The 24,719-nt window shown below is 56.1% G+C and carries 26 protein-coding genes and 1 pseudogene; 10 read left to right on the forward strand and 17 right to left on the reverse strand.

Annotation, left to right across the window (positions count from 1 at the left end):
• Position 1: 1 nt before the first annotated feature.
• From ACOTXT_RS14395 to nasR, 4 genes are all read right to left on the reverse strand, one after another.
• Positions 2 to 790 carry an ABC transporter ATP-binding protein gene (locus tag ACOTXT_RS14395; protein ID WP_021240347.1) on the reverse strand — a complete coding sequence of 263 codons (789 nt, stop codon included), beginning with the start codon at positions 788 to 790 and terminating at the stop codon, positions 2 to 4.
• Between the two features lie 9 nt (positions 791 to 799).
• Entirely contained in the window at positions 800 to 1,678 is an 879-nt protein-coding gene (gene ntrB, locus ACOTXT_RS14400; protein ID WP_008499525.1) for a nitrate ABC transporter permease, read from the reverse strand.
• Between the two features lie 2 nt (positions 1,679 to 1,680).
• Entirely contained in the window at positions 1,681 to 2,928 is a 1,248-nt protein-coding gene (locus ACOTXT_RS14405) for a CmpA/NrtA family ABC transporter substrate-binding protein (protein WP_063616065.1), read from the reverse strand.
• Positions 2,929 to 3,177: 249 nt separating this feature from the next.
• A complete protein-coding gene (gene nasR, locus ACOTXT_RS14410) occupies positions 3,178 to 4,341 on the reverse strand; it encodes a nitrate regulatory protein NasR (protein ID WP_421625330.1) in 1,164 nt (387 codons plus the stop codon).
• A gap of 72 nt (positions 4,342 to 4,413) precedes the next feature.
• Here nasR and ACOTXT_RS14415 point away from each other — a divergent pair, with 72 nt between their 5' ends.
• The 3 genes from ACOTXT_RS14415 to ACOTXT_RS14425 all read left to right on the forward strand — a co-directional run bounded on the left by ACOTXT_RS14415 (position 4,414) and on the right by ACOTXT_RS14425 (position 7,109).
• Entirely contained in the window at positions 4,414 to 4,767 is a 354-nt protein-coding gene (locus tag ACOTXT_RS14415) for a DsrE/DsrF/TusD sulfur relay family protein (RefSeq protein ID WP_193940698.1), read from the forward strand.
• Between the two features lie 106 nt (positions 4,768 to 4,873).
• Positions 4,874 to 6,658 (forward strand): methyl-accepting chemotaxis protein, encoded by a 1,785-nt coding sequence (locus ACOTXT_RS14420; protein ID WP_059363549.1) that lies wholly within the window; start codon positions 4,874 to 4,876, stop codon positions 6,656 to 6,658.
• Positions 6,659 to 6,869: 211 nt separating this feature from the next.
• The gene (locus ACOTXT_RS14425; protein WP_008499520.1) at positions 6,870 to 7,109 is read left to right on the forward strand and encodes a DUF1883 domain-containing protein; all 240 of its coding nucleotides are present in this window, start codon (positions 6,870 to 6,872) and stop codon (positions 7,107 to 7,109) included.
• A gap of 29 nt (positions 7,110 to 7,138) precedes the next feature.
• Here the strand turns inward: ACOTXT_RS14425 and ACOTXT_RS14430 are convergent, their stop codons facing one another.
• Together ACOTXT_RS14430 and chaB are read right to left on the reverse strand one after the other, a co-directional pair.
• Positions 7,139 to 7,834 carry a gamma-glutamylcyclotransferase gene (locus tag ACOTXT_RS14430; RefSeq protein WP_023292215.1) on the reverse strand — a complete coding sequence of 232 codons (696 nt, stop codon included), beginning with the start codon at positions 7,832 to 7,834 and terminating at the stop codon, positions 7,139 to 7,141.
• 177 nt (positions 7,835 to 8,011) lie between these two features.
• A complete protein-coding gene (gene chaB / locus ACOTXT_RS14435; protein WP_333165923.1) occupies positions 8,012 to 8,242 on the reverse strand; it encodes a putative cation transport regulator ChaB in 231 nt (76 codons plus the stop codon).
• A gap of 270 nt (positions 8,243 to 8,512) precedes the next feature.
• Between chaB and chaA the strand changes: the two genes are divergently transcribed.
• On the forward strand, positions 8,513 to 9,613 hold the full coding sequence (chaA, locus tag ACOTXT_RS14440) for a sodium-potassium/proton antiporter ChaA (protein WP_008499517.1): 1,101 nt from the start codon (positions 8,513 to 8,515) through the stop codon (positions 9,611 to 9,613).
• A 115-nt stretch (positions 9,614 to 9,728) separates the two neighbouring features.
• Here the strand turns inward: chaA and kdsA are convergent, their stop codons facing one another.
• The 5 genes from kdsA to hemA all read right to left on the reverse strand — a co-directional run bounded on the left by kdsA (position 9,729) and on the right by hemA (position 14,761).
• Positions 9,729 to 10,583, reverse strand: a complete 855-nt coding sequence (kdsA, locus tag ACOTXT_RS14445; RefSeq protein WP_008499516.1) for a 3-deoxy-8-phosphooctulonate synthase — start codon at positions 10,581 to 10,583, stop codon at positions 9,729 to 9,731.
• A gap of 36 nt (positions 10,584 to 10,619) precedes the next feature.
• Positions 10,620 to 11,429, reverse strand: a complete 810-nt coding sequence (sirB1, locus tag ACOTXT_RS14450; RefSeq protein WP_008499515.1) for an invasion regulator SirB1 — start codon at positions 11,427 to 11,429, stop codon at positions 10,620 to 10,622.
• Positions 11,430 to 11,550: 121 nt separating this feature from the next.
• Positions 11,551 to 12,381: a peptide chain release factor N(5)-glutamine methyltransferase gene (prmC, locus tag ACOTXT_RS14455; protein ID WP_333165920.1), complete on the reverse strand. Its 831-nt coding sequence runs from the start codon at positions 12,379 to 12,381 to the stop codon at positions 11,551 to 11,553.
• On the reverse strand, positions 12,381 to 13,463 hold the full coding sequence (gene prfA / locus ACOTXT_RS14460; protein ID WP_421625331.1) for a peptide chain release factor 1: 1,083 nt from the start codon (positions 13,461 to 13,463) through the stop codon (positions 12,381 to 12,383). The genes prmC and prfA overlap by 1 nt, the downstream gene beginning before the upstream one ends.
• Before the next feature lie 41 nt (positions 13,464 to 13,504).
• On the reverse strand, positions 13,505 to 14,761 hold the full coding sequence (hemA, locus tag ACOTXT_RS14465) for a glutamyl-tRNA reductase (RefSeq protein ID WP_021240361.1): 1,257 nt from the start codon (positions 14,759 to 14,761) through the stop codon (positions 13,505 to 13,507).
• 201 nt (positions 14,762 to 14,962) lie between these two features.
• On the opposite strand from hemA, the gene lolB reads away from it, so the two are divergent.
• The 4 genes from lolB to dauA all read left to right on the forward strand — a co-directional run bounded on the left by lolB (position 14,963) and on the right by dauA (position 19,317).
• Positions 14,963 to 15,574, forward strand: coding sequence for a lipoprotein insertase outer membrane protein LolB (gene lolB, locus ACOTXT_RS14470; RefSeq protein ID WP_333165911.1), 612 nt, complete (start codon positions 14,963 to 14,965; stop codon positions 15,572 to 15,574).
• A complete protein-coding gene (gene ispE, locus ACOTXT_RS14475) occupies positions 15,571 to 16,440 on the forward strand; it encodes a 4-(cytidine 5'-diphospho)-2-C-methyl-D-erythritol kinase (protein WP_333165908.1) in 870 nt (289 codons plus the stop codon). Before lolB ends, ispE begins: the two co-directional genes overlap by 4 nt.
• A gap of 125 nt (positions 16,441 to 16,565) precedes the next feature.
• The gene (gene prs / locus ACOTXT_RS14480; RefSeq protein ID WP_003856663.1) at positions 16,566 to 17,513 is read left to right on the forward strand and encodes a ribose-phosphate diphosphokinase; all 948 of its coding nucleotides are present in this window, start codon (positions 16,566 to 16,568) and stop codon (positions 17,511 to 17,513) included.
• A gap of 124 nt (positions 17,514 to 17,637) precedes the next feature.
• A complete protein-coding gene (dauA, locus tag ACOTXT_RS14485) occupies positions 17,638 to 19,317 on the forward strand; it encodes a C4-dicarboxylic acid transporter DauA (protein WP_196094368.1) in 1,680 nt (559 codons plus the stop codon).
• Here dauA and ACOTXT_RS14490 read toward each other — a convergent pair.
• Together ACOTXT_RS14490 and ychH are read right to left on the reverse strand one after the other, a co-directional pair.
• Positions 19,303 to 20,361, reverse strand: a complete 1,059-nt coding sequence (locus tag ACOTXT_RS14490; RefSeq protein ID WP_196094369.1) for a MerR family transcriptional regulator — start codon at positions 20,359 to 20,361, stop codon at positions 19,303 to 19,305. The genes dauA and ACOTXT_RS14490 overlap by 15 nt on opposite strands.
• Positions 20,362 to 20,481: 120 nt before the next feature.
• Entirely contained in the window at positions 20,482 to 20,757 is a 276-nt protein-coding gene (gene ychH, locus ACOTXT_RS14495) for a stress-induced protein YchH (RefSeq protein WP_008499505.1), read from the reverse strand.
• Positions 20,758 to 21,031: 274 nt separating this feature from the next.
• On the opposite strand from ychH, the gene pth reads away from it, so the two are divergent.
• Positions 21,032 to 21,616: an aminoacyl-tRNA hydrolase gene (gene pth / locus ACOTXT_RS14500; RefSeq protein WP_008499504.1), complete on the forward strand. Its 585-nt coding sequence runs from the start codon at positions 21,032 to 21,034 to the stop codon at positions 21,614 to 21,616.
• 126 nt (positions 21,617 to 21,742) lie between these two features.
• The gene (ychF, locus tag ACOTXT_RS14505) at positions 21,743 to 22,837 is read left to right on the forward strand and encodes a redox-regulated ATPase YchF (protein ID WP_010432886.1); all 1,095 of its coding nucleotides are present in this window, start codon (positions 21,743 to 21,745) and stop codon (positions 22,835 to 22,837) included.
• 56 nt (positions 22,838 to 22,893) lie between these two features.
• Here ychF and ACOTXT_RS14510 read toward each other — a convergent pair whose 3' ends face one another.
• The 4 genes and pseudogenes from ACOTXT_RS14510 to ACOTXT_RS14525 form a co-directional block, all read right to left on the reverse strand.
• Positions 22,894 to 23,301, reverse strand: a complete 408-nt coding sequence (locus tag ACOTXT_RS14510) for a hypothetical protein (protein WP_055322407.1) — start codon at positions 23,299 to 23,301, stop codon at positions 22,894 to 22,896.
• Positions 23,302 to 23,382: 81 nt separating this feature from the next.
• The gene (locus tag ACOTXT_RS14515; protein ID WP_084832434.1) at positions 23,383 to 24,135 is read right to left on the reverse strand and encodes a macro domain-containing protein; all 753 of its coding nucleotides are present in this window, start codon (positions 24,133 to 24,135) and stop codon (positions 23,383 to 23,385) included.
• Complete coding sequence (locus tag ACOTXT_RS14520; RefSeq protein ID WP_084832392.1) at positions 24,128 to 24,523, reverse strand: HYD1 signature containing ADP-ribosyltransferase family protein; 396 nt, start codon at positions 24,521 to 24,523, stop codon at positions 24,128 to 24,130. Before ACOTXT_RS14520 ends, ACOTXT_RS14515 begins: the two co-directional genes overlap by 8 nt.
• Positions 24,505 to 24,646 (reverse strand): annotated as a pseudogene (locus tag ACOTXT_RS14525) (RHS repeat-associated core domain-containing protein); the annotation flags it as partial. The gene ACOTXT_RS14520 and the pseudogene ACOTXT_RS14525, both read right to left, overlap by 19 nt.
• Between the last annotated feature and the right edge of the window lie 73 nt (positions 24,647 to 24,719).

The raw sequence follows: 24,719 nt of genomic DNA on the forward strand, positions 1-24,719 counted from the left end.
GCTACGCCGCTTTCGGCTGCTTTTCATAGAGGAAATGCAGGATCTGCTGGCGCATGTGGTGATAGCGGCTGTCGTCGGCCAGCTGCACCCGGTTACGCGGGCGCGGCAGGTCAACGTGCAGGATCTCCCCGACGGTCGCCGCCGGGCCGTTGGTCATCATCAGCACGCGATCGGAGAGCAGCACCGCTTCGTCCACGTCGTGGGTAATCAGCACGATGGTGGTATTCAGCGCCTGCTGGATCTGCATCACCGAGTCCTGCAGATGGGCGCGCGTCAGCGCATCCAGCGCGCCGAAGGGTTCATCCATCAGCAGGACTTTCGGCTTCATCGCCAGCGCGCGGGCAATCCCGACGCGCTGCTTCATGCCGCCGGAGATCTCCCCCGGGCGCTTGTGCAGGGCGTGCCCCATCTGCACGCGGTCGAGGTTGTGCTCAATCCACTCCCGGCGCTCCGCCTTGCTCATGCTGTGGCGAAACACGTGATCTACCGCCAGGGCCACGTTGTCGAAGCAGGTGAGCCACGGCAGCAGCGAATGGTTCTGGAATACCACCGCGCGCTCCGGACCCGGCCCGGCAATTTCGCGGTTGTCGCAAATCAGCCCGCCTTCCGTCGGCAGCGTGATCCCAGCGATAAGGTTCAGCAGCGTCGATTTACCGCAGCCGGAGTGCCCAATCAGGCTGACGGTTTCGCCCTCATGGATATCAAAGGAGACGTTCTGCAGCGCCAGAAATTCGCCGCTGGCGGTGGAAAAACGCTGGCTCACGGCCTGGACCTGGATTAATGGTTTCATGTTCGCTCCTTATTTTTCCTGCCAGCTAAAGCGACGGGCGATCAGCATCAGCCCCTGCTCCAGCAGCAGCCCGACCACGCCAATGATGACGATGGCGATGAGAATGTTTTCGACGTTGAGGTTGTTCCACTCGTTCCAGATCCAGAAACCGATCCCTAAACCGCCGGTCAGCATCTCGGCGGCGACAATCACCAGCCAGGCGATGCCGATGGAGAGGCGCACCCCGGTCAGCACCGCGGGCAGCACCGCCGGGAAGAGAATGCGGCGCATGATGGTCCACTCGGAAAGCTGCAGCACCCGGGCCACGTTGAGGTAGTCCTGCGGAATACGGCGCACGCCTTCGGCGGTGTTGATCACCATCGGCCAGATGGAGCAGATAAAAATGGTCCAGCTCGACGCGGGCTCCGCTTTCTGGAACAGCAGCAGGCCGATGGGCAGCCAGGCCAGCGGGCTAACCGGGCGTAACAGCGCGATCAGCGGGCCGAACATGCGCGAAAAAAAGGTGAAGCGGCCAATCAGGAAACCGAGCGGGATCCCGGCGAACGCGGCCAGGCCAAAGCCCACCGCCACGCGCTGTAATGAGGCGAGCACGTTCCAGCCGATGCCCATGTCGTTTGGCCCGTCGCGATAAAACGGATCGGCAAACAGGGTAATAGCGGAATCGAGCGTGCTGAGCGGCGTCGGGAAACCTTTGCTGTTAATCGCCGCCAGCTGCCAGAGCACCACCAGCAGTCCCAGCCCCAGAAAAGCCGGAATGATGCGCTGAAGGATCGCGTTAATCCGACGCGCAAACGTCGGCGTACGGCGGCGAACCTGCACCGGAGGCAGGACAATCACCTCTCCACTCTCCGGCGTCTCGTGTGATTTTGTCTTTTGCAGATGCTGCATAATCAGGCCCCTTTACGGTGAATGGCGAAACGGCTGGCGTATCCTTCCGGGTCGGTACCGTTCCAGACGGTGCCGTCCATCAATGTGCTGCTGCGTAGTGGTGAAGTCGGTGTGGTAATGCCCCCCACCGCCGTGGCGGCATCCTGCCAGACCGCCGTCTGGTTAATGCGTTGTGCGATGCCCGCGTAGTCCGGGGCGGCTTTGAGCAAGCCCCAGCGGCGGAACTGGGTTAAGAACCACATGCCGTCGGAGTGATACGGGTAGCTGACGGCCCCCTCGTTGAAGAAGCGGATCGGGTGCGCGTCCTGCCAGCGCTGGCCCAGGCCGTTGTCGTACTCGCCGAGCATGCGTCCGGTGAGATACTGCTCTTTGCAGTTGAGCCACGCCCGGCGGGAGAGGATCTGCGCGGTTTCGCGTTTGTTTTCCGGGGAGGCCTCAATCCAGCGCGCCGCCTCCAGCACTGCGCTCACCAGCGCCCGGGCGGTGTGCGGGTTTTTCTCCACCCAGTCGCGACGGGTGCCGAGGATTTTTTCCGGATGATCGGCCCAGATGGACTGAGACGTCGCAGCGGTAAAACCGATGCGGTCGTTGATGGCACGCGCGTTCCACGGCTCGCCGACGCAAAAGCCGACCATGTTGCCAATGCGCATGTTCATCACCATCTGCGGCGGCGGCACCACCACCGTGCGCACGTCGTCAAAGGGGTGAATGCCCGCGCTGGCCAGCCAGTAGTAGAGCCACATGGCGTGCGTCCCGGTCGGGAAGGTGTGCGCGAAGGTATAGGTGCCAGGCGCCTGCTGCCCAATCCGCTTTTTCAGCCCGTCAAGGTCATGAACGCCCTTCTCTGCCAGATCGCTGGAGAGCGTAATCGCCTGACCGTTCTGGTTGAGGGTCATCAGGTTAGCCATCTGCTGTGGCTTGCCGGCGATGCCCAGCTCCAGTCCGTACAGCAGGCCGTAAAGAATGTGCGCGGCATCGAGTTCGCCCGCCACCAGCTTGTCGCGCACCGCCGCCCAGCTCGCCTCTTTGGTGGGCACGATGGTAATACCGTATTTTTTATCAAACCCTTTCAGCGCCGCGATAACCACCGGGGCACAGTCGGTCAGCGGGATAAACCCGATGCGCACTGTTTCCTGCTCCGGTTTATCCGAGCCTGCCGCCCATGCGGCCTGCATGACACCCGGCAACAGCATTGCACCACTCGCCAGCATGCTGGCCTGCAAAAAACGCCGTCTCGACAAATCCGCCATGACCACTCCTGAAAAAAAACCAAAAAAAAGCGCCCACGGTGCCGAAGCACCAGTGGACGCCTTTATCCCGAAGACGGATGCACCGCCGTTGGCGCATCGTCAAAAATGGTTAATCTGATAATGCAAAGTGAATGCCAGGTTTTAACACACCGTTTCTTGCGGCGCTTACCGTTATTCCCTCGCCTTTACGCACCGCAAACAGGCATAAAATGCCCACTGACCGTGCAGCTACTCCTTTGGTGTTACCTGCTATACATTCTTCACCATGAGCAGCGCGCGGGCGATATCCACCATCCTTTGGTTTTTGTCCATCGCCATTTTGCGCAGCGCCGTCCAGGCCTGTTCCTCACTCATATTCTGGTGGGTCATCAGCACGCTCTTCGCTTTATCAATGATTTTGCGCTCTTCAAGCGTATCGCGCAGCGACGCAAGCTGACGTGAGAGCTGCTCTATCTCGCGCGCCTGCTGGCGAACCAGGGTAAGCAACGGTTTTTCCGGATAGCGGATCGGCGGGTCATCCTGTTCATCGCCGGGGAGCGCGTACTCATCGTCACGGTGAATGCATTCGTCCACCGCGACCATCAGATCGGCGATGATCGTCTCCTCCAGCGTGCGCAGATGCTCAAGGCGCGCGGTTTGCAGAGCAAACCAGGCCAGCGCGGTAAGGCCGTTATCGGCGGCGGGCTGGCGGGTACAGGCCACGCGCCGGAGCTGCTCCGTTTCACGATCGGGCTGACAGTGCATTGAAAAGGTGGTCTGAACGTCAGCGGAGCTGTGTGACAGAAAGATCTCAAAGCAGGCCTGCTGCCCGTCAATGCGGTCAACCAGCCTCTGACGAGTCACATCATCGAAAAAACCCTGCGTGAAGCCAATCGCCCCCAGCGCCCGCTCCTGTCCCGCCAGCTCTTTGCCCTGCATCAGGCTATAAAGCGCGACAAAACGTCCTGCGATTTGCGGATCGTCAATGCTGTCATTAAGCTGCGGCACGATACTGAGCAGATGGCGAAGCATGCGGGAGTAGTGTTCCATCGCCTGGGGTGCCGTTACCGTCTGCTGAATCACACCGTCACGCAGCGCGGGAAGCGTCTCCAGGCTCACGAGCGCGCCGCCGATGCGTTCACAGACGGCACTTCCCGGAATCGGCGACTGTGTTTCAAGAATGGCGTAAAGGGCTGCGAGGTTTTCATCCACCAGCGCCCGGCTGGCTTTGCATTCGGGAGCGTACAGCTTGCCCTGTGAGCAGAGCCAGACGTTGGACGCCCCGCGCTCGCACTGTAACATGTGCACCAGTTGGCTAATGCCGTGCACAAGCACGCCCAGCTGTGCCAGCTTGCTGAACTGCTCCTGGCGCATCATTTTTGCGCGCGTGAGCCATTCGGCAGCGCCTGGCGAAATGCCTGCCATTAATGTCATGCTTACTCTCCCGGACAGCGAAACTCCGGGGAATTAAGCAATATTCGTGCCTTTATAAGAACAGGAGTCAACATGCAGAAGATTGTGATCGTCGCCAACGGTGCGGCCTACGGCAGCGAATCCCTTTTCAACAGCCTGCGCCTGGCGATCGCGCTACGTGAAAAAAAGAGCGACCTGGCGTTACGCCTTTTTTTAATGTCGGACGCCGTCACCGCCGGGCTGAAGGGACAAAAGCCGGCCGAGGGCTATAACATTCAGCAGATGCTGGAGATCCTGACCGCACAAAACGTGCCGGTGAAGCTGTGCAAAACCTGCACCGACGGGCGCGGTATCACCGGACTGCCGCTGATTGATGGCGTAGAAATTGGTACGCTGGTTGAACTGGCCGAGTGGACGCTGTCCGCTGATAAAGTATTAACTTTTTAATAATAAACCCGTAAAAATATTATTTTCTTATGGACGCGGTTTCAGCATCAAGTTTACCTGCGGGGTTGCCGATAGGCATGGAAACAACACAGCAGGTATTTCACTTATGTTCAGATCGATTCGTGCACGCATCATCGCGGCGACGGCAGGCTGTCTGGTCGTCGCCCTTCTCCTCAATACCGTTATTAACTTCCAGGTCACACGCCAGGATAACCAGCAGTCACAGCGCGATATCCTGACCAGCACCAGCGCCAGCCATAACATGGCGATTGCCGACTGGGTAAAAAGCAAGATGACGGTTATCGCCTCTGCCCAGACCGTTGCGCTGAGTGACGACCCGGTTCCGGTGTTTAAACAGCTTGCGCAGGCGGGTGGATTCACCAACGTTTATGTCGGCTACGCCAGCAAAACGGCGAAATTCTCTGAGCCCGCGGGCGTACCTGCGGATTATGACCCGACCATTCGCCCGTGGTATCAGCAGGTGGTCAGCACGGACGGCCCGGTCGTCACCGCGCCTTACGTTGATGCCGGTACCGGTAAACTGGTGGTGACCTTCGCCGTGCCGGTGAAAGAGAATGGCGCCCTGAAAGCGGTGGTGGCGGGCGATGTGGCCATGGACAGCGTGGTGGCGAACGTGCGCGGGATCCATCCAACTCCGTCCAGCAGCGGCTTGCTTCTGAACAGTGACGGCAGCGTGATTGCGGCTAACGATCCGGCTCTGACGCTTAAACCGTTTGCTGAGACCATCAAAGGCATCGATTTTGCTGCGCTGAAAAGCGGTAACCTTGTCGACGGTACGCTGAACGACGTCGAAAAAACCTTCGTGGCAACCGCCGTGCCGGGCACAAACTGGCTGCTGGTCGTCGCCCTCGACAACGGTGATGCCACTTCCGGCATGCGTTCCCTGCTTAAAGCCTCGGCGATTTCGCTGGTGATCCTGGCGCTGCTGAGCGCGACCATTGTTCACCTCCTGATTGCCCGTCTGCTGAAGCGCCTGTCGGACATTCGCGACGCGATGCACAACATTGCCAACGGGACTAACGACCTGTCGCAGCGTCTGCCTGACAGCGGTGAGGACGAGGTGGCGCAGATCGCCCAGGCCTTTAACGCCTTCAGCGATAAGCTGTCGGTGGTGATGGTGCAGCTCCGTGATGCCAGCGAGTCGGTGAAAAACGCCGCTCAGGAGATTGCGGCGGGTAACCAGGATCTCTCCGGACGTACCGAGCAGGCGGCGTCCAGCCTGCGCGAGACGGCCAGCGCCGTAGAGCAGATCACCGCCTCCGTGACGCAGTCGAACGAATCGGCGGCGGAAGCAAATGACCAGGCGAGCAAAGCCTCCGCGGCCGCGGCGCGCGGCGGCGAGGTGGTATCCCAGGCGATCAGCACCATGCAGTCCATCGAAGTCGCGTCGGCTAAAATTGGCGACATCACCAGCGTGATTGACGGCATCGCGTTCCAGACCAACATTCTGGCGCTGAACGCCTCCGTCGAGGCGGCCCGTGCCGGCGAGCAGGGGCGCGGGTTTGCCGTGGTGGCGGGCGAAGTGCGTAACCTGGCGAGCCGCAGCGCCCAGGCGGCGAAAGAGATCAAATCGCTGATTGATTCCACCACCGACAGCGTGGCCACCGGCTCCCGCTACGTGCATCTGGCCGGGGAAAGCATGGACGAGATCCGCTCCAGCATCGGCAGCGTCTCCGGCATCATGCGCGAAATCTCCATCGCCACCAGCGAGCAGATGAAAGGCATTCACGAGATCAACCACGCGGTGACCCACCTCGACCGCATGGTCCAGCAGAACGCCGAGCTGGTCGTGCAATCCGCCGCCGCTGCGGGCGCCCTGCAGAGCCAGGCGGGCGACCTTGCTGAAACCGCCGGCCATTTCCGCATTTAATTTTCTACTGGCGCGCGTTTAGCGGGTAAAACGCGCGTCAGCGGAAATTTTGAGGAATTTTGTCATTTTTGTTTAAACGTTATGCCATTTTTTGATCAAAATCAGCATCCCTCCCCCTCCCCTTTGGTGTTATGCCATGAGTGAATTGTGAACAACATCACGCTCGGATATGGCAGCAGGGAGAGCGTTGTTTAAGACTACGGGGTAAAAAATGGCACTGGTAAAAACAAGTTTGAAACTGTTTGGCGGGGATACGGTAGTGGTGCGTTGCTCAGAGCGCTGCCGTATTCATCTGATGAGTGCGAAAGCACAAAAACAATCCCAGGCGGATATTCTCACCGTGCAGGATGATAACGCCTGGCTTACCGTGCCGTATACCGGCACCTGGGATGTGCTGATCGATAGCCACAGCCAGTCTCTGGAGCATTCTGTCAGTTACGTAGCAGCTTAAATTACGCGCCCGGCGAGCCGGGCGTATTATCAGGCAAAACCCGGTCGCAGCGTGCCGTTGAGCGGGTTTCCTTCCAGCAGCGCCTTCACCTTCACCACCAGCTCATTCAGACAATCGTCCTTCATGCCGAGGCGGGTAAGCTCCTGATCGAGAGAGAAGAGATACTGCGCGTTGGTACCCAGCGGCCCGCTGGCGGCGGCAATTAACGGGGCAATCACCTGCGTGCGGGTGTCCGCTTCATACAGCGGATGGCGCGGGTCCATGATAAACACCAGCGCATTGACGGTGCGACCGTCGTCAAGATCCAGCTTGCACCAGCTCGGCATATAGCAGCCGGTGATCATCTCACGCTTCCAGAGCAGCGTAAGCTCCTCTTCCAGGGTGGCATCCGGGAGGCGATACGCCACGCCCGTGGTGCGTCCGCCCTCTTTCAGTGCAAGCATACGCCCGGGCTGGCATGCGCTGCCGCGTCCGGCCGTCAGGCGCAGGCAAAATGCGCGATGCCAGCCGGGCAACGTGCCCGTTGCCGATTCGACAAATTCGAGCGCCGGGTTCCACATCAGGGAGCCGTAGCCAAAAATCCATACCGGGCCATCATCCGGGCGGCAGGCAAGCGTGGCAGCGAGCGACGCCGCACGTTGTTCAGCTGACCAGAGAAGCGATTCCTCAATAGCACCAAATGCCGTCTTACAATCTGCCTTCATTAAGAAATCACGCGTTAACACTTTCCACCTCCGCCACTGCATGCTTCCTTGCGACATCTGTAATTCGCCTTCCCGGCCTTAGGTGCTGGTCATTTTGCCAGCAGTTGAATAACGATAAGCAATTAGCGGACCAGTTGCAATACAACGGCAGTTCAACCGCCTGAAAAGTCAAAATGAAGGCAGCGAATTATTTCAGGGCTATTTCTTTTTATGCCATTTATCGTCGTCTCCTTTTACATATTCATGTTTTACAGCGGCCCAGGCGACTTTGTGTGCCGTCTCTTCACGGCTGGCATCATCCCGGCGATCGTCCTTATCTTTGTACTGTTCCCAGGCACTGTTAAACGCCTCTTTGTAGATATCCTGCGCGTGAGCGGGCAGCACGTTTTGCACATTATCGGGTAATTCGCGTTTCGTTTTATAAGGCATCACTCACCTCTCTTTTGGTTAAAGAGATAAGTGTGGACGACGATATGGCAGCGTGCCACCCACACTTCATTTATGAATGATCGAAAACATTAAATTATTGTTACTAAATAAATATTCTGAGAATATGGTGAATTACAGGAATCAGGCGTGATAATTATTAAAAAGGGTAAAATTAAGTAAAAAATAAAGGGCATTTAACAGAGATCTGTTAATTTAATGACCTCAAAAATCTATCTATAATTACAAGCACCTGCATTGATGGAGAAGCACATGACAGCAACACACGAGGCGGTAAAGACCCGCCACAAGGAGACGTCTCTCATTTTCCCGGTTCTGGCGCTGGCTGTGCTGCTCTTCTGGGGAAGCAGTCAGTCACTGCCAGTGGTGGTTGGTATCAATATTCTTGCCCTGGTCGGTATCTTAACCAGCGCATTTAGCGTCGTTCGCCATGCGGACGTATTGGCCCACCGTCTGGGCGAACCCTACGGATCGTTAATTCTCAGCCTTTCCGTTGTTATTCTCGAAGTCAGCCTGATTTCCGCGCTTATGGCGACCGGCGATGCCGCGCCGACGCTGATGCGCGACACGCTCTATTCGATCATTATGATTGTGACGGGTGGCCTGGTGGGCTTCTCTCTGCTGCTGGGCGGGCGTAAATTCGCGACCCAGTATATGAACCTGTTCGGCATTAAACAGTATCTGATTGCCCTCTTCCCGCTGGCGATTATCGTGCTGGTCTTCCCGATGGCGCTGCCGGGTGCCAACTTCTCCACCGGTCAGGCGCTGCTGGTTGCGCTGATTTCCGCAGCCATGTACGGCGTGTTTCTGTTGATTCAGACCAAAACGCACCAGAGCCTGTTTGTGTATGAGCATGAAGACGACAGCGACGACGATGACCCGCACCACGGTAAGCCGTCGGCCCACAGCAGCGCGTGGCATACGGTTTGGCTGATCGTGCATCTGATTGCGGTGATTGCCGTCACCAAGATGAACGCCAATCCGCTGGAAACGCTATTAACCGAACTGAACGCGCCGGTCGCGTTTACCGGTTTCCTGGTGGCGCTGCTGATCTTGTCCCCGGAAGGGCTGGGGGCGCTGAAAGCCGTCTTAAACAATCAGGTGCAGCGCGCCATGAACCTGTTCTTCGGCTCCGTGCTGGCGACCATTTCACTCACCGTGCCGGTGGTGACGCTGATTGCCTTTATGACCGGTAACGAACTGCAGTTCGCGCTGGGTGCGCCAGAGATGATTGTGATGGTAGCCTCGTTGTTGCTGTGCCAGATTTCGTTCTCAACCGGACGCACCAACGTGCTGAACGGGGCGGCGCATATGGCGCTGTTTGTGGCTTACTTGATGACAATTTTTGCGTAGCCTTTTTGCCCAGCGGCGCTTCGCTTGCAGGACCTACGGGTTTTGTCGGCCGGGTAAGCAAAGCGCCACCCGGCAATATGCCCCATAAAAAAACCCGCCGAAGCGGGTTTTTTTATTATTTGCTGGTATCCAGCTCATCGAAGCTCTTGACCAGATCGTCAATTGCTTTGATCTGTTTCAGGAACGGCTCCAGCTTATCCAGCGGCAGCGCAGATGGGCCGTCGCATTTTGCGTTATCCGGATCCGGGTGCGCTTCAATGAACAGGCCAGCCAGGCCGGTTGCCATACCGGCGCGCGCCAGTTCGGTCACCTGAGCACGACGGCCGCCGGACGCAGCGCCAAACGGGTCGCGGCACTGCAGCGCGTGGGTCACGTCGAAAATCACCGGAGACTGATTAGAGACGTTTTTCATCACGCTGAAGCCCAGCATATCCACAACCAGATTGTCATAACCGAAGTTGGAACCACGGTCGCACAGGATGACTTTGTCGTTGCCACCTTCGATAAATTTATCGACGATGTTCCCCATCTGGCCCGGGCTCACGAACTGTGGTTTTTTCACGTTGATCACGGCACCGGTTTTCGCCATCGCGGCAACCAGGTCGGTCTGGCGAGCCAGGAACGCCGGGAGCTGAATCACGTCAACCACGTCTGCCACCGGCTGCGCCTGAGCGGCTTCATGCACGTCGGTGATCACTTTCACGCCAAAGGTCTGCTTCAGCTCCTGGAAAATCTTCATCCCTTCTTCCAGGCCCGGGCCACGGTAAGAGTTGATGGAGGAGCGGTTGGCTTTGTCAAAAGAGGCTTTAAACACGTACGGGATGCCCAGCTTCTGGGTCACGGTCACGTAGTGCTCGCAGATACGCATGGCGAGGTCGCGGGATTCCAGCACGTTCATGCCGCCAAACAGCACGAACGGCAGGTCGTTTGCTACCTTGATATCACCAATGCTAACCACTTTTTGTTTCATAGGATCGCCTTATTCAGGTGTGAATCGGAATTAAGATTAATGCAGTGTAATTTGCTTGTGCGAGATCGCGTTGATCTGCGCACGAATCATTTCGCTAATAGGATCTTCCGGACACTGCTCGACGAAATAGCTCAGATCGTTCAGCGCCACGTGCTCACAATCGAGCTGGGCATAGATCAACCCACGGTCGCGAATTTCGTACGGGTCTTCCGGATTAAACTGCAGCAGCACTTCGCTGGCGCGCAGGGCCAGCTCCATCTGACGCTCTTCCATTAACGCAGACTTCAGCGTATCCAGCAGCTTGCGGATCACTTCCGCGTTATCCGCCTCGTCGAGATCTTCGTTGAAGAGCTCAGCCACCGGGCTGATATTGCCTTTCAGCCACACGTCCAGCGTATGTTCATCCAGCGTATCGCCGTTGAAGGGATTAATGAGCCACATCTCACCGTCCAGCCACTCCGCACGCAGGATCATCTGCGTCGGAAAAATGACCGGCACCAGTGGAATATCCAGGCGATGCGCAACCCAAAGCAAAATAGAACCCAGCGCAACGGCGCTCCCCTGACGATTTTTTAAGACCTGGTCCAGCCATAATGCGTCAGACAGGCGATACACGCCCCGCGTGTCGCAGAAACCCCATTCGCCGTAGAAAAGCTCAAGCAGCTTCTCTAATTGCCAGTCCTGCGGGCGCGCCTGATTGATCTCTTCACGCGCCAGGCTGACCAGATTCTCCAGCTCATCGTAGACGTACTGCGACGTAAAATCGTCGCGGATCATCTCAGAAATCAGGATCATGCCATCGCAAAGCGGCACTTTATTAAATTCGAAATCGGCTAAGGACTTCATGACTTACCCCAGTAACGACCGAGCGTACAGCGACGCCCGGGCGAGATAAAACTCAAAACGATGTAGATGATAACGCCAAACCGCCTTTCAGTCAGCCTTACGCCTTTATCAGTACCTGCGCTCATAACCACTGCCCCAGCGTCAGGCGTTCGTTGCCGCCGTAGTCGCGGCAGGTTTTGACACCGGCGTAGCCCGCCTGGGTAAAGAGCGCCCGCACGGCTTCCCCCTGCGTCCAGCCATGCTCCACCAGCAGCCAGCCGCCGGAAAGCAAATGTTGTCGTGACGTTGTCACAATGTGATCAAGGTCGGCTAAACCCTCCCTGGCGGCGACCAGCGCCGTCAGCGGTTCGAAGCGCACATCCCCCTGCGCAAGGTGCGGGTCATGCTCGTCAATATAGGGCGGGTTACTGACAATCACTCCGAACGTCTGCTTCTCCAGCGCGCTGAACCAGCTGCTTTGCAGCACCGTCACGTTGGTCAGGCCAAGACGTTCCACGTTACGCTGCGCCAGCGCCACCGCGTCGGGCATCACATCTACCGCCGTGATCGCGCAGTCGGGCCGTTCGGTAGCGAGCGCCAGGGCGATGGCCCCGGTCCCCGTTCCGAGATCGAGAATGCGGCAGGACGATGCGGGTAAGCGCGCCAGCGCCTGTTCAACCAGACACTCGGTGTCGGGACGCGGGATCAGCGTTGCCGCCGAGACGTAAAGCGGTAACGACCAGAACTCGCGCTCGCCGACCAGGTGCGCCACCGGCTCGCCGGTTTTACGGCGGGCAAGCAGCGCGGCGAGCCGGGCTTCCTGTTCAGCAGTCAGTTCGGTTTCGCCGAAGGCCAGCAGGTACGTGCGGGCTTTACCCGTCACATGCTCAAGCAAAATTTCGGCATCGCGTTTCGGGCTTTCGCTTTCGGAAAGCTCACCGGCAGCCTCACGTAACCAGCGCTGAAAATCCATTATTCCTGCTCGGACAGTGCCGCCAGCTGGTCGGCCTGGTATTCCTGCACGATAGGCTCAATCAGCATATCCAGCTTGCCTTCCATTACTTCGTCCAGACGGTACAGCGTCAGGTTGATGCGGTGGTCAGTCACGCGCCCCTGCGGGAAGTTGTAGGTGCGGTTACGGTCGCTGCGATCGCCGCTGCCCAGCAGGTTACGACGCGTAGACGCTTCCGCCTGCTGGCGTTTCGCCATTTCGGCCGCGTGGATACGTGCGCCCAGCACGGAGAGCGCTTTGGCTTTGTTTTTGTGCTGGGAACGCTCGTCCTGACACTCCACCACGATGCCGGTCGGCAGGTGGGTAATACGGATGGCGGAGTCGGTGGTGTTAACGTGCTGCCCCCCCGCCCCGGAGGAGCGGAAGGTATCAATACGCTGGTCAGCAGGATTGATGTCCGGCAGCTCCGCTTCCGGCAGCTCCGGCATCACCGCCACCGTACAAGCGGAGGTGTGGATTCGGCCCTGAGATTCGGTGGCCGGTACGCGCTGCACGCGGTGACCGCCGGATTCAAACTTGAGACGACCGTACACGCCGTCGCCGCTGATCTTGGCGATAACCTCTTTGTAGCCACCGTGTTCGCCTTCGTTGGCGCTCATGATCTCCACGCGCCAGCGACGCGACTCGGCGTAGCGGCTGTACATGCGGAACAGATCCCCGGCAAACAGCGCCGCTTCGTCCCCGCCGGTCCCGGCGCGGACTTCCACGAACGCGTTGCGTTCGTCGTCCGGATCTTTTGGCAGCAACAGCACCTGAAGCTGCTGCTCCATCTCCTCAGAACGCGCTTTCGCATCCTGCAACTCTTCCTGCGCCATCTCGCGCATTTCAGGATCGTCGAGCATCATCTGCGCGGTTTCGATATCTTCCTGAACCTGTCGCCAGTCGGTAAAGCATTTAGAAACATCACTTAACTGCGCGTATTCACGTGAAAGTGCGCGAAAACGTTCCTGGTCCGCAATGGTCCCGGCATCGCCGAGCAGCGCCTGGACTTCTTCATGGCGCTCGTGCAGAGCTTCCAGTTTAGCGACGATAGAAGGCTTCATAGGCGTAAGTGCACCTTGTCTTAGAAAATGGGTATAGGGCGCTATTCCAGCCCGAGGCTGTTGCGCAGAATAGTCAGGCGTTCATCATCCCCGTCACGGGCAGCCTGTTGAAGAGATTTGGTTGGGGCATGGATCAGGCGGTTGGTCAGCTTCCACGCCAGATCCTGCATAATGGCCTGCGCGTCGCCGCCCTGCTCCAGGGCCGCTAACGCTTTGGCAGTCAGGTCATCACGCACCTGCTCCGCCTGCCCGCGGTACTCGCGGATGGTCTCGCTGACGCTTTGCGCGCGCAGCCAGGCCATAAACTCACTGGTTTCCTGCTCGACAATGGTTTCCGCCTGCACTGCCGCCGCTTTACGCTGCGCGAGGTTGTGCGAAATGATGCTTTGCAGGTCATCTACGCTGTAAAGATAGGCGTTAGCCAGCTTGCCGACTTCTGGCTCCACATCGCGCGGGACGGCGATATCCACCAGCAGCATCGGCTGATTACGGCGGGACTTCAGCGCACGCTCCACCATCCCTTTGCCGATAATCGGCAGCGGGCTGGCGGTCGAACTGATAATAATGTCCGCCTCCTTCAGGCGTTCATCGATGTCGCTCAGGGCAACCACCTCTGCCCCCACTTCATCCGCCAGCACCTGCGCGCGTTCGCGGGTGCGGTTAGCGATAATCATCTTTTTCACTTTATGCTCGCGCAGATGGCGCGCCACAAGTTCGATGGTTTCGCCCGCGCCCACCAACATCACGGTGACGGTGGAGAGGGATTCAAAGATTTGGCGTGCAAGGGTGCAGGCCGCGAAAGCAACAGAAACCGCACTGGCACCAATGTCGGTTTCGGTTCGCACACGCTTCGCCACGGAGAATGACTTCTGGAACATGCGCTCCAGCTCGCTGGCCTTAAGATGCCCTTTTTGCGAATCCGCAAAGGCTTTTTTCACCTGACCGAGAATTTGCGGCTCGCCCAGCACCAGCGAATCCAGCCCGCTGGCCACGCGCATCAGATGGCTGACGGCATCATTGTCCTGATGCCAGTACAGGCTGTTGCGCAGCTCGTCTTCATTGAGATTGTGGTAGTCGCATAACCAGCGGATCAGCGCGTCGTGCAGGTTGTCCTGCTCTTCCACGCTTAAATAGAGCTCGGTACGGTTGCACGTCGAGAGCACCACGCCACCCTGCACCATCGGCTGTGCAAGCAGGCTATCCAGCGCCAGGTCGAGCGTGTCTGGCGAAAACGTTACGCGTTCTCGCAGCGAAACCGGGGCCGTTTTGTGGTTGATGCCGAGTGCTAATAGGGTCATGTTGAGCGGGAGTAGTACCAGCGTTAATAAGGTTAGCAGGACGCATCATACAGGATGCGCGAGATCAATAAAAGAGACAGCCCCCTTTCGGAGTAATAGGTTACTCAACGCTTTGAGATAATTTGAACGTAGACGGTAGCACTGCGGGGCGCTAGCATTAACAGTTATAACTGCAACGTATCTCAAGGATTTGTCCTCATTATGACCCGACTGATTCGCCTGCTGCCCCTGGCGGCACTGGTTCTGACCGCCTGTACTGTCACCCAACCAAAAGGCCCGGGCAAAAGCCCTGATTCACCCCAGTGGCGTCAGCACCAGCAGGACGTCCTTAATTTGAAGCAGTACCAGACGCGGGGCGCCTTCGCCTATCTCTCTGACGAACAAAAGGTTTATGCCCGTTTCTTCTGGCAGCAGACGGGGCAGGACAACTATCGCCTGCTGCTGCTGAACCCGCTGGGCAGCACCGAGCTGGAGCTTATCGCGAAACCGGGCGAAGCGCAGATCACCGATAACAAAGGCCAGCACTACACCGCAACCGATGCCGAAGAGATGATTGGCAAGCTGACAGGGATGCCAATTCCGCTGAACAGCCTGCGCCAGTGGATCCTCGGCCTGCCGGGTGACGCCACCAACTATACCCTGGACGATCAATATCGTCTGAGCCAGGTGAACTACACCCAGAACGGCAAGACCTGGAAAGTGGTGTACAGCGACTATGACAGCAAGAGTAAACCGTCGCTGCCATCCAACATGGAACTGACCCAGGGCAGCCAGCGCATCAAGCTGAAAATGGACAACTGGATCGTTAAATGATGACCCACTGGCCTTCTCCGGCAAAACTGAATCTGTTTTTATACATTACCGGCCAGCGCGCTGACGGCTATCACACCCTGCAGACGCTGTTTCAGTTTATTGACTATGGCGACACAATTTCTATCGAACTGCGCCAGGACGGGCAGATTTGCCTCCTGACGCCGGTCGACGGCGTGGCGCATGAGGACAACCTGATTGTGCGCGCTGCGCGTCTGCTGATGAACGCCTCTGCGGAATCGTGTCGTCTGCCTGCGGGAAGCGGTGCGGACATCCGTATCGAGAAACGTCTGCCGATGGGCGGCGGCCTGGGCGGAGGCTCATCCAACGCCGCTACCGTGCTGGTTGCACTGAACCACCTTTGGGGCTGCGGGCTGTCGCAGGACGAACTGGCCGCCTTAGGCTTGAGGCTGGGTGCGGATGTCCCGGTGTTTGTTCGCGGTCATGCGGCCTTTGCTGAGGGCGTGGGTGAAATCCTCTCCCCGGTCAACCCGCCGGAAAAATGGTATCTGGTTGCTCACCCCGGCGTGAGCATTCCGACCCCGGTCATCTTTAAAGATCCTGACCTGAAAAGAAATACCCCGATTCGGTCAATAGAAACGTTATTAAATTGTGAATTCAGCAACGATTGCGAGGATATCGCAAGAAAACGTTTTCGCGAGGTTGATGCGGTGCTTTCCTGGCTGTTAGAATACGCGCCGTCGCGCCTGACGGGTACAGGGGCCTGTGTCTTTGCTGAATTTGACACCGAATCCGCCGCTCGTCAGGTGCTTGAGCAAGCGCCGGTTTGGCTGCATGGTTTTGTAGCGCGTGGGATGAACATTTCCCCCCTACAGCAGGCCATTCTGGCGCAGACTGAGTTTCGGTGACAACGTCACCCTGTTCCAGACGTTGCATCGCGCTCTTTAATACACCGCCTGGATAGCCTTTGCCTGGCCCGCACAGTTTACGGCGAACGCTATCCACCACTGGACGCATGCCTGAGGTTCTTCTCGTGCCTGATATGAAGCTTTTTGCTGGTAACGCCACCCCGGAACTAGCACAACGTATTGCCAACCGCCTGTACACTTCCCTCGGCGACGCCGCTGTAGGTCGCTTTAGCGACGGCGAAGTCAGCGTACAAATTAACGAAAATGTACGCGGTGGTGATATTTTCATCATCCAGTCCACCTGTGCTCCAACGAACGACAACCTGATGGAACTGGTTGTTATGGTCGACGCCCTGCGTCGCGCTTCCGCAGGCCGTATCACTGCTGTTATTCCTTACTTCGGCTATGCCCGCCAGGACCGTCGCGTCCGTTCCGCGCGTGTGCCAATTACCGCGAAAGTTGTCGCTGACTTCCTGTCCAGCGTTGGCGTTGACCGCGTACTGACCGTTGACCTGCACGCAGAGCAGATCCAGGGCTTCTTCGACGTCCCGGTTGATAACGTATTCGGCAGCCCAATCCTGCTGGAAGACATGCTGCAGCTGAACCTGGATAACCCCATCGTGGTTTCTCCGGACATCGGCGGCGTGGTACGTGCCCGTGCTATCGCTAAGCTGCTGAACGATACCGACATGGCGATCATCGACAAACGTCGTCCGCGCGCTAACGTTTCTCAGGTGATGCACATCATCGGTGACGTAGCTGGCCGCGACTGCGTGCTGGTTGACGACATGATCGATACCGGCGGTACGCTGTGTAAAGCGGCTGAAGCGCTGAAAGAGCGTGGTGCCAAGCGCGTATTCGCTTACGCGACCCACCCGATCTTCTCCGGCAATGCCGTAAACAACCTGCGCAACTCCGTCATTGACGAAGTTGTAGTATGCGATACCATCCCACTGAGCGACGAGATCAAGGCACTGCCAAACGTGCGTACCCTGACCCTGTCCGGGATGCTGGCCGAAGCGATTCGTCGTATCAGCAACGAAGAATCCATCTCTGCAATGTTCGAACACTAATCGAACACGGCCGAAAAACCCGCTGCGGCGGGTTTTTTTGTCTCTGGGTTTTATTTGTATGATTAATGCCTCCTTCACCTGCCATTCACATGACAGATGATGCGCATACGGATGATAGATAATTGTGAAAAACGTAACCTCCTCACATGTTCTGCCCTTTCGCGCCCTCATCGACGCCTGCTGGAAAGAGAAGTACACCTCGTCACGTTTTATCCGTGACCTGATTGCCGGGATCACCGTCGGCATTATCGCGATTCCGCTGGCGATGGCGCTGGCGATTGGCAGCGGCGTTGCACCGCAGTATGGCCTGTACACCTCGGCCGTGGCCGGGATCGTCATTGCCCTGACCGGCGGCTCACGCTTCAGCGTCTCCGGCCCGACCGCCGCCTTTGTGGTGATCCTCTACCCCGTTTCGCAGCAGTTTGGTCTGGCAGGCCTGCTGGTCGCCACCCTGATGTCCGGCGTCTTTTTGATTCTGTTTGGTCTGGCCCGCTTTGGGCGGCTGATTGAGTACATCCCCCTTTCCGTCACGCTGGGGTTCACCTCGGGGATTGGGATCACCATCGGAACCATGCAGATCAAGGATTTCCTCGGCCTGCAAATGACCCATGTTCCGGAGCACTATTTACAGAAAGTGGGTGCGCTGTTTATGGCGCTGCCGACGGCCAACCTGGGCGACGCCGCCATCGGGATTGTGACGCTGGGCACGCTGATCGTCTGGCCTCGTCTGGGCATTCGACTGCCGGGCCATCTGCCCGCGCTGCTGCTGGGCTGTGCGGTGATGGCCATCGTCAATATGTTCGGCGGCCATGTCGCCACTATCGGCTCGCAGTTCCACTATGTTCTGGCGGACGGGTCACAGGGCAGCGGCATTCCGCAGCTGCTGCCGCAGCTGGTGCTGCCGTGGGATATGCCCGGATCCAGCTTTACCTTAAGCTGGGATTCCCTGCGCGCATTGCTGCCCGCCGCGTTCTCGATGGCGATGCTGGGGGCGATTGAATCCCTGCTCTGCGCCGTCGTTCTGGACGGGATGACCGGCACCAAGCACAAAGCCAACAGCGAGCTGGTTGGTCAGGGGTTAGGCAACCTCATCGCGCCATTCTTTGGCGGTATTACCGCCACGGCAGCCATCGCCCGTTCTGCGGCCAACGTGCGCGCGGGTGCAACGTCACCCGTTTCGGCAGTTATCCACTCCCTGCTGGTGATCCTCGCCCTGCTGATCCTCGCCCCACTGCTCTCCTGGCTACCGCTTTCCGCCATGGCCGCCCTGCTGCTGATGGTGGCCTGGAACATGAGTGAGGCGCACAAGGTGGTAAACCTGCTGCGTCGGGCGCCGAAAGACGACATCATCGTGATGCTGATCTGCATGTCGCTGACCGTGCTGTTCGATATGGTTATCGCCATCAGCGTCGGGATCGTGCTGGCTTCCCTGCTGTTTATGCGCCGTATTGCGCAGATGACGCGCCTCTCCCCGGTTAACGTGGAGGTGCCTGACGATGTGCTGGTTCTGCGCGTGATTGGCCCGCTGTTCTTCGCCGCGGCGGAAGGTCTGTTCAGCGATCTGGAGTCTCGCATCGCGGGCAAACGGGTTGTGGTGCTGAAATGGGATGCCGTACCGGTGCTGGATGCGGGCGGCCTGGACGCCTTCCAGCGCTTTGTGAAACGTCTGCCTGAAGGCTGTGAGCTGCGGGTGAGTAACCTCGAATTCCAGCCCCTGCGCACCATGGCGCGTGCAGGCGTGCAGCCGATCCCTGGCCGCCTTGCTTTTTATCCTAACCGTGAAGCCGCGTTAACGGATCTGTGAGCCGCCTGATGCAGAGAAACGTCTCTGCATCAGCACCCCGATCGCCTGCTGGAGCCATGCAAGCACGGCAGGCGTCATCCAGGTTCCCTTCATCAGATGCGGCTCCTGCTGCATGGCCGTGCGAAACTTTTGCTGGGTCTCCGGGTTGGTGCCCGCGTACGACTGGAACAGCGCCAGCCAGTTTTCGGCAAGCTTTTGGGCATCGTCAGAGGCGGGGTCGAGATTTTCCCGCTGCGCCTGATGCAGCTTCGCCACCAGCGGCGGCCACTCCATCATGCGATCAAAGTAGTGCTTCCGCGTAAAGGCCATCTCTTCGGGAGTAAGGTACTTCTCCCATATACTGAGCTTGGATTCCGCAAACGCGCGCGTAATGTAATCCGTCATCTCCGGCGTGATGCCGGTCTGCACCTGCATCTGTGGCTCTACGCTGTGCATCTCGTTCAGCCGGGTAAGAAACTCCGGTTTGCCCGCCGTGTCCTGCTCCAGGCGCTCCATCCAGCGCGTCGCCAGGTCCTTCGCCCTCTCGTCCGTAACGGGTATATGGTGCTCCAGCAGCGCGTTGGCCTCTGCCACCAGCCCTGACCAGATAGCCGACAGCGCGTCCTTCTGCACCGCAAACGGCAGCTGCTGTAACTCTTCTTTGCTAAACCAGCGATCGTACATATTCATTAACTCCAGAGTCTGTAGCCAGGATTCCAGGTCCGGCGTCGCATCGTCGAGAAGCCCGGCACGCAGTTCGACCAGCCGGTCGCGCAGCGTATGTATGCTGCGCAGCTGTTTATCCAGCAACGTGATTTGCGCATCGAGTAACTCGGTTAACGACAGCGACTCCTGTTCAAGGAAATCCCTGATTTCAGCAAGTTCCAGCCCCGCTTTTGCCAGCGCCTGGATCATATGCAGGCGCTGAACATCCGCCAGGTTGTAAAGCCGGTAACCTGCCGCGCTTCTGGCAGAAGGCAGCAACACTCCTGTTTGCTCATAGTGATGCAATGTGCGTACGGTGATACCGGCCCGTTTCGCCAGTTCACCCACCTGAATCAACATAACTGCTCCTTTTCTTTGCCAGTGCCGCCACTCTGGCGCCTTACGTTACGTGAGGGTCAACCCTTGATGCAAAAAAAAACGACTCCCAGGGAGTCGTTTCGGTATTCTTTCGACATGGCACTAGCTGTGCTTATGCTGATCTCGACGGCAGCGTTTATCGTAGTGGCGCACCCACCAGTATTTATCGCAGACTTCCTCATGTCCGCTCACGCGCGCCCCGGCGAGCCACAATACCGCGCCGAGGAAGATGCTCAGTACCGCGCCATGCGCGAAGTATTGCGGAAGATCAAGCTGCGGCAGCTGGTTTAATATGGAATAACCTACGCCGACGACCATCACAAACAGCCCCAAACCCATCAGCACGTTACCGAGTAGCGAAGCGTTTTTGCGTTTCATGTGTCACCTCCGGAACTTTGGGTTGTCAGGGGAAAAGCCCCTAATCCTTGTGTGTAAAGTATAGACAACGCTCCTTTTATGAGTTGCGTGAATGATCACAATTACAGATAACGCCCAGACAAAAGTTTACAAATAACACGTTGAACAGCTTGAAATTCTAATTGTTCAGGTAAGTAATTATTCGTATTTCGCTGCGACGATCGCAGAATTTTGTCAAGCGGCGCGCCAGACAGTAAACTACGCGCCAGATCTGGAACCCATTAGGAATTGAATCGTGACGATTAAACTGATTGTCGGCCTCGCCAACCCGGGCGCAGAATATGCGGCTACCCGCCACAATGCCGGGGCATGGTACGTCGATCTGCTGGCCGAGCGGTTACGTGCTCCCCTGCGTGAAGAACCTAAATTCTTCGGGTATACCTCACGTATCAACCTTGCTGGCGCGGATGTTCGTTTACTGGTGCCAACCACCTTTATGAACCTGAGCGGTAAAGCCGTGGCGGCGATGGCAACGTTTTATCGCATCAATCCGGATGAAATTCTGGTCGCCCACGATGAGCTGGATCTTCCCCCTGGCGTAGCAAAATTCAAACTGGGCGGCGGACACGGCGGCCACAACGGTCTTAAAGACATCATCAGCAAGCTGGGCAATAACCCGAATTTCCACCGTTTGCGCGTGGGAATCGGCCATCCGGGCGATAAAAACAAAGTTGTCGGTTTCGTGCTCGGTAAGCCACCGGTTTCTGAGCAGAAACTGATTGACGAAGCGGTAGACGAAGCGGCGCGCTGCACGGAAATCTGGCTGCAAGACGGCTTAACCAAAGCGACAAACCGCTTACACGCTTTCAAAGCGCAATAATCCGCCCGATACGGCTTTTTTACCGCGCGTCATGCGGGTTACGTGTATAATAGGCGTAGTTATTTACTTTTCATCAGTCGGTTATCGTTAACGGATTGATTATCAAGATATTAAGGTGATTTAGAAATGGGATTCAAATGCGGTATCGTCGGTCTGCCAAACGTGGGCAAATCCACCCTGTTTAACGCGCTTACCAAAGCGGGTATCGAAGCGGCGAACTTCCCGTTCTGTACCATCGAACCGAACACCGGCGTTGTGCCAATGCCTGATCCGCGTCTGGACCAGCTCGCGGAAATCGTGAAGCCGCAGCGCATTCTGCCAACCACCATGGAATTCGTGGACATCGCGGGCCTGGTAAAAGGCGCATCCAAAGGCGAAGGTCTGGGTAACCAGTTCCTGACCAACATTCGTGAAACTGAAGCGATCGGCCACGTTGTGCGCTGCTTCGAGAACGACAACATCATCCACGTTAACAACAAAGTGGATCCGGCTGACGACATCGACGTTATCAACACCGAGCTGGCGCTCTCTGACCTCGACACCTGCGAACGCGCGATTCACCGCGTGCAGAAGAAAGCCAAAGGCGGCGACAAGGACGCGAAAGCGGAACTGGCTGCGCTGGAAAAATGCCTGCCACAGCTGGAAAACGCCGGCATGCTGCGCGCGCTGAAAAACCTGACTGAAGAAGACAAAGCGGCGATCAAATACCTGAGCTTCCTGACCCTGAAGCCAACCATGTACATCGCCAACGTTAACGAAGACGGTTTCGAGAACAACCCGTACCTGGACAAAGTGCGTGAAATCGCCGCGGCGGAAGGTTCTGTGGTTGTTGCCGTGTGCGCTGCCGTTGAATCCGACATCGCTGAGCTGGACGACGCCGACCGTGAAGAGTTCATGGCCGAGCTGGGTCTGGAAGAGCCGGGCCTGAACCGCGTAATTCGTGCAGGCTATGAGCTGCTGAACCTGCAGACCTACTTCACCGCTGGCGTGAAAGAAGTGCGTGCGTGGACAATTCCTGTGGGTGCGACTGCGCCTCAGGCTGCTGGTAAGATCCATACCGACTTCGAGAAAGGCTTTATTCGTGCGCAGACTATCGCGTTTGAAGACTTTATCACCTACAAGGGTGAGCAAGGCGCGAAAGAAGCAGGCAAGATGCGTGCAGAAGGGAAAGATTACATCGTTAAAGATGGCGATGTAATGAACTTCCTGTTTAACGTTTGATTTGTTTTCAATAAAAAATCCACGCTTTGGCGTGGATTTTTTTTAAGTTAACGAACTTAAGCCCTCTTGCGCAGATAGAACTCAAGGTATTTTTTAGGTCTATCCTGAAATGCTCGTTCTTTGCCGTAATTATAAGCATCGTTAAAATATTTATACGCTTCATCGAATTGATTCAGCTCATAACAGACCATACCTAGGTCGATTAATGGTGCAGTGTCTATATCCGATCCACATGTCCGTAATGTCGTCTCTCCCCATTTCTTTGCCTCAACGTAATCCGCGAGATCAAAATATGCTCTGTAAATGCATGCAGAGATCCAGTTAGCAAGTTCCGATTCGGACTTTGGCTCAGGAAGAGCTTGCCAGGCCTTTTGGTATTGTTCTAAAGCCTCGGCGTATTTTTGGTTGTCGTGTAACTCGTTTCCTTTTTCAATAGTTTTTGTTATAGATATTTTTATACTCAAGCGCTTGTCTTTTTAAATAAAAAATCCTTTTCTAAACAACAACCTAATTTAATAAAATGCATTACTAAATTATCATTTATATTATAAACTTATTACATTGCAATCGATCATTTTATAGCAAATCTTTTTAAGTATTAATGACTCTATAATATTCCAATCACCTCCACCAAGCCCAGCGCCTATCCTTGGCATTTGTACTGAAAGGCGATTCACTAAAGCAAAGTCAGATAGTTTTTCAAGGCAATCTTCAAGGGATGCATAACATACGTATTGATTCTTATCATTGATATTTTTCTTTATACCATTCTGCGCATACATGTTAGCAATAAATATCTGCTCTTGATCATCAACCTTGACAAAATCAACCGTCCCTAATTCTGGGATGTTATTTCTTTTGAAGCTATTAAGATAATATTCCTTTGCAGCAGGATATTTATTTGAAAGGGACAGAACAAAACCTTTACCCCATTTCCCTTTATTATTCACAATATGAGCGATAACTGTGGATTTTTTCAAAGGTTCTGCAGCATCTCCAGACAAGTACTTTATTTTCTTTTTTCCTTGCAATGAACTCGTTGATGTTTGCCAGAAAGTTTCAAATTCCTCATTCGAAATTTCTTCAGCATCATTTAAGTTTAGTTCGCTTTTTTTTCCATCATACAGCAAAAAACCAACTTTATCGTTTTTATCTAGCAAAGAGGAAGAGGCATAATTATCACCATCTATAATATTTATTTGTCGTGTGGCAACCTCTCCTATGAATTCATTGAGAATAACTCCTTCACCTGCAATAAAATCAACACTTCCTTTATAATATTTTTTTACCTCAACCACAATCCCTCACACTTTTAATAATTCTTTTAGAGACATCGAGATCTTTCGTGTTTAAGATCAGGAATGTGCTTTCCCGGGGTTCAATCACATATAAGCCAGTAACATCTATTTCGACAAAATGGCTTATACCTTTTAATTTTCTCACATCACCATATATATCAGCTGCTAATTGGCCGAGAGACATCTTTCCTGCTCCTCCAATATCTTGGAGTGTTCGTCCGCCAATCATTCCAGGTCTGATATTAGTGAAATATTGTCCGTCCCCGAAGCAAGCATGTATATCTCCTGAGGAAGGTCTAATCACGCCACTTTCCGTGATACCTTTCATGCCTTCTTCAGTCGTGTAGTTAATCAATGTGTAGGCGTCGCACCCCACGGATCCACCCACCCCAGCTCATTCGGCGCATACTGGTAAAGATTTATCCCCCCCCCGCCAGCCCTATCGGGTCCTGCTGCGTAAACCGGCCGCTGTCGGGTCATAATACCATAACAAATAGTAGTGCAGACCTGACGGGATGTAGTGGTAGTGGGTCAGCCCTTCCACCGTAGTGCAGACGACCGACTGTCCTCTCCCGCCCCGGGCG

Source organism: Enterobacter cloacae complex sp. IR5422, assembly GCF_049238165.1.
GTDB lineage: Bacteria > Pseudomonadota > Gammaproteobacteria > Enterobacterales > Enterobacteriaceae > Enterobacter > Enterobacter roggenkampii.